Raw genomic sequence first — 13,793 nt, forward strand, 5'->3', positions numbered from 1 at the left:
TTCAGCACTCCTTGAGGCCACTGGCCGTGTGCAGCACCCAGTCCACGACGAAGTTCACGCTGACGGTGATCAGCGCCACGGCCAGCGCCGGCAGCAGCGGGCTGACGTCCCCGAAGGTGATCAACACGGCGTTGTCGCGCACCATGCTGCCCCAGTCGGCGGTCGGTGGCTGGATACCCAGGCCCAGGAACGACAAGGCACTGATGAACAGAAAGACAAAACAGAAGCGCAGGCCGAACTCGGCGATCAACGGCGCTGCGGCATTGGGCAGCACCTCGCGGCTGACCAGCCACCACAGTCCCTCCCCGCGCAGGCGCGCGGCCTCGACGAAGTCCTGTACCACCACTGTCATTGCCACCGCCCGTGCCAGGCGGAACACCCGGGTGGCATCGAGCAGTGCGATCACCAGCACCAACGAGGTGGCCGTGGTGCCGACCACGCTCAGGATCAGCAAGGCGAAGATCAGCTGCGGGATGGCCATCAGGATATCCACCAGGCGCGACAGCCCCTGGTCGATCCAGCCGCCCTTGATCGCCGCCACCAGGCCGCAGAAGCCGCCCACGGCAAAGGCCAGGGCGGTGGTCAGAAAAGCGATCCCCAAGGTATTGCGGGCGCCGTAGACCAGACGGCTGAACATGTCGCGACCCAGGTTGTCGGTGCCCAGCAGGAACTGCCCGCCCCAGGGCGCGAAGCCCTCGCCCACCACCTCGGTCTCGCCGAATGGCGCCAGTACCGGTGCAAACAGCGCCACCAGCACATACAGGACGATCACCAGCAAACCGAACTTGGCGCTCAGCGGCGCACGCTGCAATTGCTTGAACAGGCTCATCGGCTACCCCTTCGGATGCATCAGGCGCGGATTGCTGGCGATCGACAGCACATCGGCACTGGTGTTGAGCAGAATGTAGGTGGCGGCGAAGATCAGGCTGCAGGCCTGCACCACCGGGATGTCGCGCTTGGCGACCGAATCCACCAGCAGTTGGCCCAGGCCTGGGTAGACGAACACCACCTCGACCACCACCACCCCCACCACCAGATACGCCAGGTTCAACGCCACCACGTTGATGATTGGCGCCAAGGCGTTGGGCAAGGCATGGCGGAAGATGATTCGCGCCGGCGAGATGCCCTTGAGCCGGGCCATCTCGATGTAGGGGCTGGCCAGTAGGTTGATCAGCGACGCGCGGGTCATGCGCATCATCTGCGCGACCACCACCAGGGCCAGGGTCAGCACCGGCAGCAACGAGCGCTCCAGCACTTCGCCCAAGGAGGCATCAGGCGACAGGTTGGAGATGCTCGGCAGCCAGGCCAGCTTCACCGCGAACACCAGGATCAGGATGTAGGCGACGAAGAACTCCGGAAACGACACCGCCGTCAGCGCACTGGTGTTGAGCAGCCGGTCGAACCAGCTGTTGCGGTACAGCGCCGCCAGCATGCCCAGCAGCAAGGCCAGCGGCACCGAGACCAGCGCCGCCAGCAGCGCCAGGCTGAAGGTGTTGCCCAGTCGCGCGCCGATCAGCTCGGCGATCGGCCGCTGGTTGGCCAGCGACACACCCAGATCACCATGCAGCAGTTGCCAGGCCCAGTGGCCGAAGCGGCTCCAGGCCGGCATGTCCAGCCCCAGTTGCGCCCGCAGCGCGGCGACGGTTTCTGGGGTGGCCGACTGGCCGAGCATGGCCTGGGCGACATCGCCAGGTAGCATGCCCACGGCCAGGAAGATGATCACCGAGACGGCCAGCAGCGACAGCAGGCCCAGGGCCAGGCGTCGCGCAAGTAATGAACCAAGACTATTCACCATGGGCTCCTCGTGCAGTGACGAAAGGGATCAGGCCTGCCACCAGCGCTCGATCAGCCGCAGGCCATCGAGTTCGCCATAGGGCGCGGTGACTCCGCCGTGGGTGACCCGACGCGAACGCGCCGCCACCGAGCTTGCGAACAGCGGCACGATGGCGCCGCCGTCGTCACGGCACAGGGCCTGCATTTCGTTGTACATCTCCTGACGCAGCGGCGCGTTCATCTCGCCACGGGCGGCATTGAGCAGCTGGTTGAAGCGGGCATTGTCCCAGTGCGTCTCGTTCCAGGCTGCGCCCTTGGCATAGCCGATGCTGAACATGCGGTCGGCGGTCAGGCTGCTGTACCAGAACGAAGTGGTGAACGGCTGCTTCATCCATACGTTGGTGAAGAAACCATCGGCCGGTTCGCGCACCACATCGATGTCGATACCCGCCTTGCGCGCCTGCTCCTTGAACAGCACCGAAGCGTCCACCGCGCCGGTATAGGCGGCGTCCGAAGCCTGCAGACGCACCTTGAGCGCGTCCAGCCCAGCCTGGCGCAGATGGAAGCGGGCTTTGTCCGGGTCGTAGGCGCGTTGCTCGAGTGCCGGGTTGATGAAGCGGCTGCCCGGCTGGATCGGATGGTCGTTGCCGATCTGGCCGTAGCCATGCAGCACTGAAGTCAACAAGGCCTGGCGGTCGATGGCGTACTTGAGCGCCAAACGCACGTCGTTGTTCTGGAACTGGGTGCTGTCGCAGAGCATGGGGAAGGTGTAGTGCTGGGCGCCCTTGGTCTCTTCGATCACCAACTGCGGGTTGCGCTTGAGCAACGCCACGGTCTTGAGATCGACCTTGTTGATCACATCCACCTGGCCGGTGACCAGGGCATTGACCCGCGCAGCGCCATCGGCGATGGCCAGCAGTTCGGCGCTGGCAAAATGCGCACGACCGGGCTTCCAGTAGTTCGGGTTGCGCTCAAGGTCCATGCGCACGCCCGGCTCGAAGCGCTTGAGACGGTAGCCGCCGGTGCCGTTGCCAGAGCGCCAGTCGGCCACACCGTCCTTGGCCGGCATGATCACCAGATGGTAATCGGCGACCACATAGGCGAAATCGGCATTGCCCGAATGTAGCTCGAACACCACGGTGTCGTTGCCCTGGGCGCGGACCTGGGCGACATCGCCGAGCACGGTCTTGGCCGCCGAGGTGGATTTTTCGCCCAGGTGGTGCTGGATCGAGGCGACCACGTCGTTGGCGTCCAGGGTCTTGCCATCGTGGAAGGTGACGCCCTGGCGCAGGGTGAAGGTCCAGACCTTCGCGTCGGGGCTGGACTCCCAGCGCTCGGCCAACTCTGGAATCGCCGTGCCATCGACGCTGATTTCGCTCAGGGTGTTGTATACGGCAGAGAACCCGACAAACGTGAACGTATCGCTCCACGAGCCTGGGTCGCCGGAATCAGTGGTGCTGCCGCCCGCCAGGCCCATGCGCAGGACGCCACCCGCCTTTGGGGTGCCCTCCTCGGCCCAGCCCGACATCGGCAGGCCCAGAGAGAAGGCGCCGGCGAAAGTGGCCGCCGCCGCGCTGTACTTGAGGAAATCCCGACGCTGCAGGCCGCTGTCGGGCATCGCTTGAGTGATCTTGTTCTTGTTATCGCTCATGGCATCGCCTCTGTTGAACCGCCAGGAAAGGTCTTGTTCGCCCGACGACCAAATATTTGTAATTGTCATCGTGACAAATACATTAGACTCAATGCCACGCCCCTGCCAAGTGAGATTTTCACAGGGGTGTAGACTTCGGTTTTTACCCAGGGACCTTTGCCGATGAGCCAGTCGACTCGCCTGATCACCGCCTCGTACATCCTCTCGTTCGTGGCCGCCAACGCACCGCAGAAACTGCGTACGGAGACCATCGCCAAGTGGGTCAAGGTCCATCCGGCACGCGTGCGCAGCCTGGCCTCGCAACTGGTCAAGGCCGACATTCTCAAGTCCTGGCGTGGCGCTCATGGCGGCCTGACCCTGGCCCGCCCGGCCAGCGAAATCACCCTGCGCGAGGTGTACGACGCGGTGCAGGAAAGTTCATTGATCGCCGAGAAGATCGACAACCCTTTTTCCGGGATGGAGGATCACTGCAAGGTGTACGAGGTGTTCACCCGTCTGTTCGCCATGCTCGAGGCGAACATGCGCCTGGACCTGGGGGCGATCACGGCCGATCAATTGTTCGTGGCGTTCGACAGGCCCGTGGAGGATATGGCGGCGGGGTGATCCTTCCCTTCGCGCCGTCCTCTTCACGGGTAAACCCGCTCCCACAGGTTCACCGTTGCCCTAAAGCAGCGAAGTTGCTGTGGGAGCGGGTTTACCTGCGAAGAGGCTGCACAGCAGCCCTCCGGTCTCAGAGCTGAACCGCCTTCACTTCGACGAATTCACCCAACCCCTCCTCGCCCCACTCGCGCCCGTTCCCGGACTGTTTGTAGCCGCCAAACGGTGCCCGGTAATTGAACCCGCCACCGTTGACGAAGCACTGTCCGGCACGCATCTGTCGGGCCAAGGCCAGCCCACGCTCGCGATTGCCTGCCCACACTGCGCTGGACAAGCCAAACGGCGAGTCGTTGGCCATCGAAATAGCCTGCTGCTCATCGGCATACGGGATCAGGCATAGTACCGGCCCGAAGATCTCCTCCTGGGCAATGCGCATGCGGTTGTCGACATCGGCGAACAGCGTCGGCGCAACGTAGAATCCGCGCTCGAACCCAGGCGCCGAATCACCACCGCACAACAATCGCGCGCCCTCTTCCTGGCCCAGGCGGATGTAGTCGAGCACCGTGCGCCGCTGCCCTGCCGAACACATCGGCCCCAGAAAACTCTGCGGATCACGCGGATCGCCCATGACCAGCGCACGCGTCTCGGCCTCGGCGATCTCCAAGGCCTCGGCGTAGCGCTCGACCGGCAGCAGCATGCGGGTCAACGCCGTGCACGTCTGCCCGGAGTTGATCATCACGTCCTGCACGCCATGGCGTACCGCCGTTTCCAGGTCGGCATCGGCGGTGATCAGCAGCGGCGACTTGCCGCCCAGTTCGAGGCATACCCGCTTGACCGTCGGCGCCGCCGCCTGGGACACCCGTACCCCAGCGCCGGTAGAGCCGGTGAATGACACCATGTCCACCTGCGGATGCCGCGCCAGCGCTTCGCCCACCTTCGACCCCGGCCCGCTGACCAGGTTGAACACCCCGGCAGGCAAGCCGATGGCGTCGATCATCTCAGCCAGCAAGAAGGCGTGCAGCGGCGTCTCCTGGCTCGGCTTGACCACCACCGTGCAACCGGCAGCCAAGGCCGGTGCCAGCTTGCCGATCATCTGGTGCAGTGGGTAGTTCCACGGGTTGATGAAGGCACACACGCCCACCGCCTCGCGGTACACCAGCGAGTTGCCGACTTCACGCACCTCATCCATCAAGCCAGCCAGTTCGACATACTGCTCCAGCCCTTCGATAGGCCCGTCGACCTGCACCATCTGGCACCACTGCACCGGCATGCCCAGTTCGCTGGTGATCACATCGGCCATTTCTCCGGCCCGCGCACGCAATTGCTCGGCCAAGGCACGGATATAGCCAGCGCGCCGACTCGATGGTGTGCGCGACCAGTCAGCGAACGCCCTTCGCGCCGCACTCACCGCCCGCTCCACATCCTGCTCGTCGCCCAGCGGCACGCGGCCGATGGCAATTTCGCTGGCCGGGTCGATGACCTCGGCCATGCCCTGCCCGCTCGGCACCTGCCAGGCGCCGTCGATGTACAGTCGCGCGTACTCACGCATGGGTCTGCTCCTTCATCAGTTCGGCGGCGCACCGGGCAATGCGTCGGCACGCTTCTTCCAGCGCCTGTGCACCGACCACCAGGCCAAGGCGGATATGCCCGGCAGCGCTCGGGCCGAAGGCCTCGCCCGCCAGTACCGATACGCCCTGGCTGTCCAGCAGGCGGTCGGCGAAGGCCTGGGCACTGAGGCCGGTTTCGCGGATATCGACCATCACGAACATGCCCCCATCAGGCTTGAGCGCCTTGATGCCCGAGCAGCCAGCCAGGCGCTCGCAGACCAGGTCACGGCGCTGGCGGTACGCCAGGCGCATTGCCTCAAGCTCCGGCAGCTGTTGCTCCAGTGCCGCCACCGCAGCGTCCTGGATGAAGTCGGGCGAGCCATAGAGCATGCACAGGGCCAGATTTTCCAGATGGCCCGCCAGCGCGGTCGAACCCACCACCCAGCCCACCCGCCAGCCGGTCATGGCGTGGGACTTGGACAGGCTGTTGAGGGTCGCCGTGCGTTCGGCCATGCCCGGCAGGCTGCCGGGGCTGACATGCTCGCCGTCATACAAAAGCTCGCTGTACACCTCATCGGAGATCAGCCACAGGTCATGGGCGATGCACAGCTCGGCCAGCGCCTCCCAGGTGGCGCGCGGCAGGCTCGCGCCCGAAGGGTTGTGCGGGCTGTTCAGTGCCAAGGCACGGGTACGCGGGGTGATACGTGCCGCCACATCCTCGGGGCACACGCGGAACCCGTTCTCAGGCTTGACCGGCACCGGTACCACGGTCGCGCCACAGGCACCGAACACGGCCTCGTAGGTCACGTACATGGGTTCGGCGACGATCACCTCGTCGCCCGGATCGAGCACGCACTGGGCCACGCAGAACAACGCGCACTGCGCACCGGCCAGCACCGTGACCTGGTCGGCGCTCACCGCCTGGCCGCTGCGTTGCTGGTGGCGACGGGCAATGGCCTGGCGCAGGGCCAGCTTGCCGCGTACATCCGAATAATGGGTGTGGCCATCGCGCAGGCTGTCGATGGCCGCCTCGACGATGGGCGCCGGGGTGTCGAAATCCGGATCTCCCACCGACAGCAGCAGGACGTCCTTGCCCTCGGCCTGCATCGCCAGGGCGCGGTAGTGGATGTCCCAGGCAGCAGCGCCGTCGCCGGCGATGCGTTGGGTCAGCTTGGCAAAGCGCATGAGCGTCTCCTATGAGGGCGTCAGTCGACGAGGATCTTCGGGTTGGCGCTGCCCCAGACCGTGTAGAGGTCGGCCAGTAGCGCGTCGTTGATTTCTTCCATTTCGCTCTGGGTGATTTCACCGCCAGCCTGCTTGCCGAACAGCACCACCTCGTTGCCGTTCTTCACGTCAGGGAAGTCGGTGACATCCACCATCAGGGTGTTCATCGACACCTTGCCCACCACCGGCACGCGGTGACCGTTGATCAGCACATGGCCTTTATTGGTGAACACCCGGCGATAGCCATCGGAGTAGCCGACGGTGATGTTGGCCAGGCGCGAGTCACGGCTCAGGGTGAAGGTGCGGTCGTAGCCGACGGTATTGCCGGCCGGGTAGCTGTGCACGGCCGCAACGCGGGATTTGAACTGCATGGCCCGGCGGTACTCGGTGCGGCTCGGTACGGTGTCGCCGAACAACGCGCCGCCGGTACGTACCATGTCCAGGCGCGCCTCGGGTACCTCCAGGGTGGCGAAGGAGTTGGCCGCGTGCAGGGTCAGCTTGCGGCGGTCGAGCTTGGCATGCTTGATCAGCCAGTCGCTCTGCTCCTTGAAGGCGGCCAGGCCCTTGCGCACGTCGTCCTTGTCTTCGACGGCGAAGTGGGTCATCAGCGCGACCAGTTCCAGGTTCGGCTGCTCGGCGATCTCCAGTGCTTCACCACGGCCCGACCAACTGGCCATTTCCACGCCGTTGCGGCTCATGCCGCTGGAGTTCAGGGCCAGGTGGATGCGCAGGGTCTTGCCGTGGCGCTGGGCGATCGCCGCCACCTGGCGGGCGAACTCGGCGCTGCCGACCAACTCGTCCATGTTGTACTGCAAGGCATCTTCCACCTCGCTCACGCTGGCCAGGCGCACCCGCACCAGTTGCCCCTTGAAGCCGCTTGCACGGACCACACGGGCTTCCTCGTTGCTCGCCACCGCCACGCACGGCACATCCAGGGCGATGATCGAGGGCATTACCAGGCCGATGCCATGGCCATAGGCGTCAGCCTTGAGCACCGCGCACAGCTTGGATTTACCGTTCAGTTCTGCCTGCAGGGTCCGGATGTTGTGCTCGATGGCGCTCTTGCTGATCTCGACCCAGGCGTTACTGTTCTGGATGGTCAGGGCGTTGATGCCGTTGTCCATCGACAACGGCGGTGCGGCGTACAGCGGGGCCTGGGCGGCCAGCAGGGCCAGGGAGGCGGCAAGAAGGGTACGACGGAATGGCATCATGCTTGTTCTCTATTTGTTGTCCTGAAGGTGCGATCAACGGGCACAGGCGTGCTTGAGTTCGATGAAGGTCACGCCTGGCGTGGCAAATCCGTTGACCAGATCCGATTGCAGCTCGTCCAGACTGCGCGGCTGGCGCACGGCGCAACCAAAGGCGCGGGCCAGGCCGATGAAGTCCGGGTTGCGTGGCAATACGCCAATCGGTTCGATGTCCAGGCCCAGCATGTCGTCACGAATCTGCCCCAAGGCGTCGTTGTTCCACAGCAGCACCACCAGCGGGCGGTCGAGCTCTTCGACGGCGGTGGCCAGCTCCTGGGCGGTATAGAGGAACCCGCCATCGCCCACCAGCACCAGGCCGGGGCGGTCTTCGGTGGCGAACATACCGCCGATGCCGGCCGGCAGGCCGTAGCCCAGGGTGCCGTAGCCGGTCGGGTGCAGCCAGCTGCGCGGTGCCCGGCTGGTGAAGGCGTAGTTGCCGGTGTAGGCGAGTTGGGTCATGTCGGTGCTGATGAAGGCGTTTTCCGGCAGTGCGGCGGCGATGCGGTCGAGAATCGCCTGGTGAATCGCCTGCAGCGGCGCATGCCCTGCCCGGATCGCCTGGCGCAGGTTGTTGACGGCCTCGATGGCGGCACCGGCATCGCGGGTGGCCTGCGGCAGATGTTCCAGCAGGCTGGCCAGGGTCTGCCGGGCATCGCCGTGCAGGGCAATCGCGCAGGGGTAGAAGTCGTTGAACTTGCGTGGGTCGATGTCCACCCGCAGCAGTTCGCCGGCCAATGGCAGACGTTCACGCCAGAAATCGGTATCGGCCATCTCGGTGCCTACCGCCAGCACCACATCGGCCTCGCTGATCATTTGCCAGCCCGGTTCGACGCACAGGCTGGCACCGGCATTGAGCGGCGCCTGCGGGGCCAGCAGGCCCTTGCCGGCGACGCTGGTGAACACCGGCGCGGCCAGGCGCGTACTCAGTTGCGCGAGCTCAGCCGCCGCGTGCAAAGCGCCACCGCCCGCGATGATCATCGGCCGCTTGGCGTTGGCCATCTTGACGGCGGCCTGCTGCAAACTGTCACGATCCGGCAGGCCGCGCCCTGGGCGGCGCACCACGTCATTGCTCCAGTCGCGGGCGACCGGCGCGGCCAGCACATCCAACGGCACTGAGATGTGCACCGGACGCGGGCGCTCGCTGTCGAACACCGCCCAGGCACGGGCGATCAGCTCCGGCAGGTCCTCGGCGCTCAGCGCCACGGCGGAGAATGCGGTGATCGGCGCGGTCATGGCGCGCTGGTCCTGGGTCTCGTGTAGACAGCCCCAGCCTTTGCCCAGGCTTGCGGTGTGGTTGACGCTGGAAATCACCAACATCGGGATGGAATCGGCGTAAGCCTGGCCGATGGCGGTGGCGGCGTTGGTCACACCAGGGCCGGTGATGACGAAGCACACACCCGGCTTGCCACTGACCCGCGCATAGCCGTCAGCCATGAAGCCCGCGCCTTGTTCATGCCGAGTCAGCACATGGCGGATGCCGCTGCCCGGCAGCCCCCGGTACAGCTCCAGGGTGTGTACCCCGGGGATACCGAACACCGTGTCGACCCCATAGTTGCTCAACAGCCGTACCAGGGCTTGGCCGCCGGTCAAAGGACGTTCATGCATGTTGTTCTCCTTGCGCCTGGCCGAGGCGGATCAGCGCGTCGACCGCGGTGGTGCCTTGCGCACCGACCATCAATGGGTTTACGTCGAGTTCCAGCAACTGGCCGGCGTTTTCGCAGGCGTAGTCGGCTACCGCGCGGATCGCCGCCACCAAGGCGTCGAGGTCGGCGGCCGGGCGGCCACGGAAACCTTGCAGCAGGCCGGCGCTGCGCAGGCCCAGCACGGCGTTGCGGATAGCGCCGTCGGTGGTGGGCAGCAGCAGGTTGACGCTGTCCTTGAGCAACTCCACCAGCACCCCACCGGCACCGATCACCAGGGCCAGGGCAAAGTCATTCTCCCGCTTGATGCCGACGATCAGCTCGGCCAGAGGCGCCTGGGCCATGGGCTCTAGCAGTACCTGGTCGAACGGCACACCTGGGGCGTAGGCCGCGATGCGCCCGCGCATCTGCTCGAGCGCCGCTTGCAGGGCGTCGGCATCGCGCAGGTTGAGGGCCACCGCGCCGGCTTCGGTCTTGTGCGGCAATTGCGCGCTGACCGCCTTGAGCACCAGCGGGTAGCCGACGCGGGCGGCGTCCTTGAGTGCCTGCTCGGGCGTGCTCAGCACACCGCCAGGTACCGGCAGGCCAAAGGCACGCAACGCCTGCTTGGATTGCCATTCATCGAGCAGTTGCGCCTGGCCAGCCAGGGCCTGCGGGCACAGTGGCACCAGGGCTGACTCGCCCAGCTCCAGCAAGCGCTGGCGGTTGCGCTGGTAGGCAACGATCCGCCCCCAGGCCGCCAGGCCGTCCTCTACCCCTTGCAGTGCGGCGATACCACGCTCATGCAAGCGTTCGCGGGCGCTGGCCGGCAGCAGCTCAGGGAAGGCTGAGGTGACGAAGCCGATCTTGCCGTGGCGCTGCAAGGCATCGCAGTACAGCCCCAGCAGCAGGTCACACTCCTTGCGCTCGCCGGTGAACTCCGCCGGGTAGTCCAGCACCAGCATGGCGGCGTCGGCATCGGTTTGCAGGGCGCTGTCGAGCATGCGCTCAAGCGCCGCGCCATCACCCCAGATCGCCGTAGTGAAGTCCAGCGGGTTGACCAGGTTGGCGTAAGCCGGCAGCACCTGGGCAAGCTCATCGACCTGGCCTTGCTCAAGCTTGGGCAAGGCCAGGTGGTTGCGCTCGGCGTAGTCGGCGATCAGGCCCGCATCGCCTCCGGAGCACGCCAGGGCGATCAATCGGCCGTCCTTGGGCAGGTGGCCGCAGGCGGCCGCCTTGAGGGTTTCGGCAAAACTGACCGGTCCGCTCACGCGGATCACGCCCAGGCGCTGGAACAGGCTGTCGTACAGGGCATCGGAGCCCGACAGCGAGCTGGTGTGGCTCAGGGCAAGCTCGGCGCCGATCTGCGACACGCCGGTCTTCAAGGCTATGATCGGGATGCCCCGCTCCAACGCCTTGTGTGCGGCACGGGCAAAGCCCGGCACGTTCTTCAGGCCTTCCAGGTGCAGGCCAATGGCGGTGACGCGAGGGTCGTCGAGCAGCACGTCCATCAGCTCGGCCACGCCCAACTGCGCCTGGTTGCCCACCGAGGCCATGTAGGCCACCGGCAGCGAGCGGTCGCTCATGGACAGGTTGTAGGCGAAGTTGCCGCTCTGGGTGAGGATCGCCACACCCTTCTCCACCTGTTTGCCGCCATGGGCAACCGGCCACAGGGCTGCGCCATGCAGGTAATCGAGCAGTCCATAGCAATTGGGGCCGAGCAAGGCCATGGAACCGGCCGCCTCGAGCAGGCGCTGTTGCAGCACGCGCCCTTGCTCGCCGCTCTCGGCAAAGCCTGAGGCGTAGCAGATGGCGCCACCGGCGCCAATCGCGGCCAGGTCCTTGACGCATTGCAAGGTCAGGTCACGGTTGGTGGCGATGAACACCGCGTCCGGTCCACAGGGCAACTCGGCCACACTGGGCACGCACGGTACGCCATCGAGGCTTTCATGCTGTGGATTCACCAGCCACATCTGGCCGGCGAAGCCGCCTTCGGCGCAGCGCTTGAGCGCCCGCGCCATGCTGCGCCCGCCGACGAAGGCCAGGTGCCGGGGCGCCAGCAGGCGCTTGAGGTTGTCACGAATCGAGTGCGACATGGGCAATCTCCAGACCGATCAGCGCAGCAGCGGACGCAGCAGTTCGCGGGAAATGATGTGCCGCTGGATCTCCGAGGTCCCTTCCCAGATCCGCTCGATCCGCGCGTTGCGCCAGATGCGCTCGACCGGTCCCTCGTCCATCAGGCCCATGCCACCGAAGATTTGCACCGCCTCGTCAGCCACCTTGCCCAGCACTTCACTGGCGAACAGCTTGGCCATGCCGGCCTCGCCGTCGGTCATGCTGCCTTGGTCCATCTTCCAGGCGGTGTGCAGGGTCAGCAGTTCCGCGGCGCGGATCTGGGTGGCCATGTCGGCGAGCTTGAACGACACGCCTTGATAGCTGCCGATGGCCTGGCCGAACTGCTTGCGGTCGGCGGACCACTGCAGGGACAGGTCAAGCGCGCGCTGAGCTTGGCCCACGCAGTTGGCGGCCACCATCACCCGACCTGCGGTGAGCCAGGCGTTGGCCACCTCCCAGCCTTTGTCCACCTCGCCCAGCACTTTGCTGGCCGGCACGCGGCAGTCGTCGAAGAACAGCTCATAGGTGTGATAGCCACGGTTGCTCACGCACTTGGGGCCACGGCGGATGGTCATGCCAGGCGTACCGCGGTCGACCAAGAAGGCCGTCACGGCATTGCGCTTGCGGCCGTTGTGTTCGTAGGTGTCGGTGACCGCGAAGACGATGGCGAAGTCGGCGTGGCCGGCGTGACTGATGAAGTGCTTGCTGCCATTGATGACGAAGTCGTCACCGTCGCGTACGGCGCGGGTCTTGATGGCATTGGCGTCGGAGCCGGCACCCGGCTCGGTGAGGGCGAAGCAGTCGATCTTCTCGCCTTGCACGCACGGCAGCAGGTAGTCGTTGATCTGCTCGTCCTTGCAGGCCATGAGGATCTTCGAGGGGCGCGCCACGAACACGTGCAAGGCCCACGAAACCTTGGACAACTCACGCTCGATCAGCGCCTGGGACAGATAATCCAGGCCACCGCCGCCGACTTCCTCGGGCATGTTGAAGGCATAGAACCCAGCCGCGATCGCCTTGCCGCGGATCTGCGCCGCCAGCTCCGGCGACACCGCATCGGCGCGGTCCACCTCTTCCTCATAGGGCAGCAGCTCCTTGGTCACGAAGCTGCGTACCGCTTCCACCAACATTTCTTGTTCTTGGGTCAGTTGGAAATTCATCTGGAATCGTCCTGAAGAAGGTCGTGTAAGGGGTTATTTGCCAACGAATTCTGGTGCGCGACGCTCGACAGAAGCCCGTAGCGCCTCGGCGCCGTCCTGGCTGCGCCCGCACAGCAGGCCTGCGGCGAGCTCGGCTTCCAGCTGCTCGCTCAAGGTGCGCTGGGCTCCGTCACGGATCAGGCGCTTGGTCTGGGCGTAGGCGAAAGTCGGCCCCTTGGCCAGGCGAGCAGCCAGCTCGGCAGTGACGGTCGGCAACTGGTCATCGTCGCACACCTCACTCACCAGTCCGGCAGCCAGGGCGCGCTCGGCGCCCCACAGCTCGTCCAGGAACAACAAACGCTTGGCCTGCTCGGTACCGATCAGCCGCGGCAAGTGCCAGCTGGCGCCGGCGTCCGGGCTGTAGGCCATGCTGGTGTAACCGGCCTTGAAGCGCGCCGAGGCGGCGGCGATACGCAGGTCGCAGCACAGGCTCAGGTCCATCCCCGCGCCGACAGCAGTGCCGTTGATGGCGGCAATGGTGGGTTTGTCCAGGCTGTGCAGACGCTGCATCAAGGCGTGGGCGGTCTCGGTCCAGCCGTAGCTTTCCAGGGCACCGCGGGCTTCGGCCTCGGCCCACTCGGCCAGGTCCGCGCCTGCGCAGAAGCTGCGCCCAGTGCCGGTCAGCACCACCACCCGCACGGCCGGATCGGTGTTGAAGGCTTCCAGCAGTGCGTGCAGTTGCTTGAGGCTGGGGATGTCCAGCGCGTTGCGTTGCTCTGGGCGATTGAGGGTGATCCAGGCAACGCCGGCTTCGACCTTGCTCAGCAGTGAGGACGGGCTAGTCATGGGAGGCCTCGATATTGTTGTGGTGGTTATGAGGG

11 protein-coding genes are annotated in these 13,793 nt (G+C 65.7%); 1 reads left to right on the plus strand and 10 read right to left on the minus strand.

Features of this window, described 5'->3' with window-relative positions:
- Position 1 precedes the first annotated feature (1 nt).
- The 3 genes from HMPREF3173_RS24600 to HMPREF3173_RS13210 are packed head-to-tail and all read right to left on the minus strand — an operon-like array spanning position 2 to position 3,424.
- Positions 2-829, minus strand: a complete 828-nt coding sequence (locus HMPREF3173_RS24600) for an ABC transporter permease (RefSeq protein ID WP_070573701.1) — start codon at positions 827-829, stop codon at positions 2-4.
- Between the two features lie 3 nt (positions 830-832).
- Positions 833-1,795: an ABC transporter permease gene (locus HMPREF3173_RS24605; protein ID WP_230387634.1), complete on the minus strand. Its 963-nt coding sequence runs from the start codon at positions 1,793-1,795 to the stop codon at positions 833-835.
- 27 nt (positions 1,796-1,822) lie between these two features.
- Positions 1,823-3,424 carry an ABC transporter substrate-binding protein gene (locus HMPREF3173_RS13210; RefSeq protein WP_070573704.1) on the minus strand — a complete coding sequence of 534 codons (1,602 nt, stop codon included), beginning with the start codon at positions 3,422-3,424 and terminating at the stop codon, positions 1,823-1,825.
- Between the two features lie 162 nt (positions 3,425-3,586).
- Between HMPREF3173_RS13210 and HMPREF3173_RS13215 the strand changes: the two genes are divergently transcribed.
- The gene (locus HMPREF3173_RS13215; protein ID WP_070573707.1) at positions 3,587-4,027 is read left to right on the plus strand and encodes an RrF2 family transcriptional regulator; all 441 of its coding nucleotides are present in this window, start codon (positions 3,587-3,589) and stop codon (positions 4,025-4,027) included.
- 127 nt (positions 4,028-4,154) lie between these two features.
- Here HMPREF3173_RS13215 and HMPREF3173_RS13220 read toward each other — a convergent pair whose 3' ends face one another.
- Genes HMPREF3173_RS13220 through HMPREF3173_RS13250 form a run of 7 tightly spaced genes read right to left on the minus strand, consistent with a single transcriptional unit; the run spans position 4,155 to position 13,758 of the window.
- Complete coding sequence (locus HMPREF3173_RS13220; protein WP_070573709.1) at positions 4,155-5,570, minus strand: aldehyde dehydrogenase family protein; 1,416 nt, start codon at positions 5,568-5,570, stop codon at positions 4,155-4,157.
- On the minus strand, positions 5,563-6,753 hold the full coding sequence (locus tag HMPREF3173_RS13225; protein ID WP_070573711.1) for a pyridoxal phosphate-dependent aminotransferase: 1,191 nt from the start codon (positions 6,751-6,753) through the stop codon (positions 5,563-5,565). Before HMPREF3173_RS13225 ends, HMPREF3173_RS13220 begins: the two co-directional genes overlap by 8 nt.
- Positions 6,754-6,773: 20 nt before the next feature.
- Positions 6,774-8,000, minus strand: coding sequence for an alanine racemase (gene alr, locus HMPREF3173_RS13230; protein ID WP_070573877.1), 1,227 nt, complete (start codon positions 7,998-8,000; stop codon positions 6,774-6,776).
- Positions 8,001-8,036: 36 nt separating this feature from the next.
- Entirely contained in the window at positions 8,037-9,644 is a 1,608-nt protein-coding gene (locus tag HMPREF3173_RS13235; RefSeq protein ID WP_070573713.1) for a 5-guanidino-2-oxopentanoate decarboxylase, read from the minus strand.
- Positions 9,637-11,754: an acetate--CoA ligase family protein gene (locus HMPREF3173_RS13240; RefSeq protein ID WP_070573716.1), complete on the minus strand. Its 2,118-nt coding sequence runs from the start codon at positions 11,752-11,754 to the stop codon at positions 9,637-9,639. Before HMPREF3173_RS13240 ends, HMPREF3173_RS13235 begins: the two co-directional genes overlap by 8 nt.
- Before the next feature lie 18 nt (positions 11,755-11,772).
- Entirely contained in the window at positions 11,773-12,933 is a 1,161-nt protein-coding gene (locus HMPREF3173_RS13245; RefSeq protein WP_043210842.1) for an acyl-CoA dehydrogenase family protein, read from the minus strand.
- Positions 12,934-12,966: 33 nt separating this feature from the next.
- A complete protein-coding gene (locus HMPREF3173_RS13250; protein ID WP_070573719.1) occupies positions 12,967-13,758 on the minus strand; it encodes an enoyl-CoA hydratase/isomerase family protein in 792 nt (263 codons plus the stop codon).
- Positions 13,759-13,793 lie beyond the last annotated feature (35 nt).

Origin of the sequence: Pseudomonas sp. HMSC08G10, from assembly GCF_001808425.1 — a bacterium.
Lineage (GTDB): Bacteria > Pseudomonadota > Gammaproteobacteria > Pseudomonadales > Pseudomonadaceae > Aquipseudomonas > Aquipseudomonas guariconensis.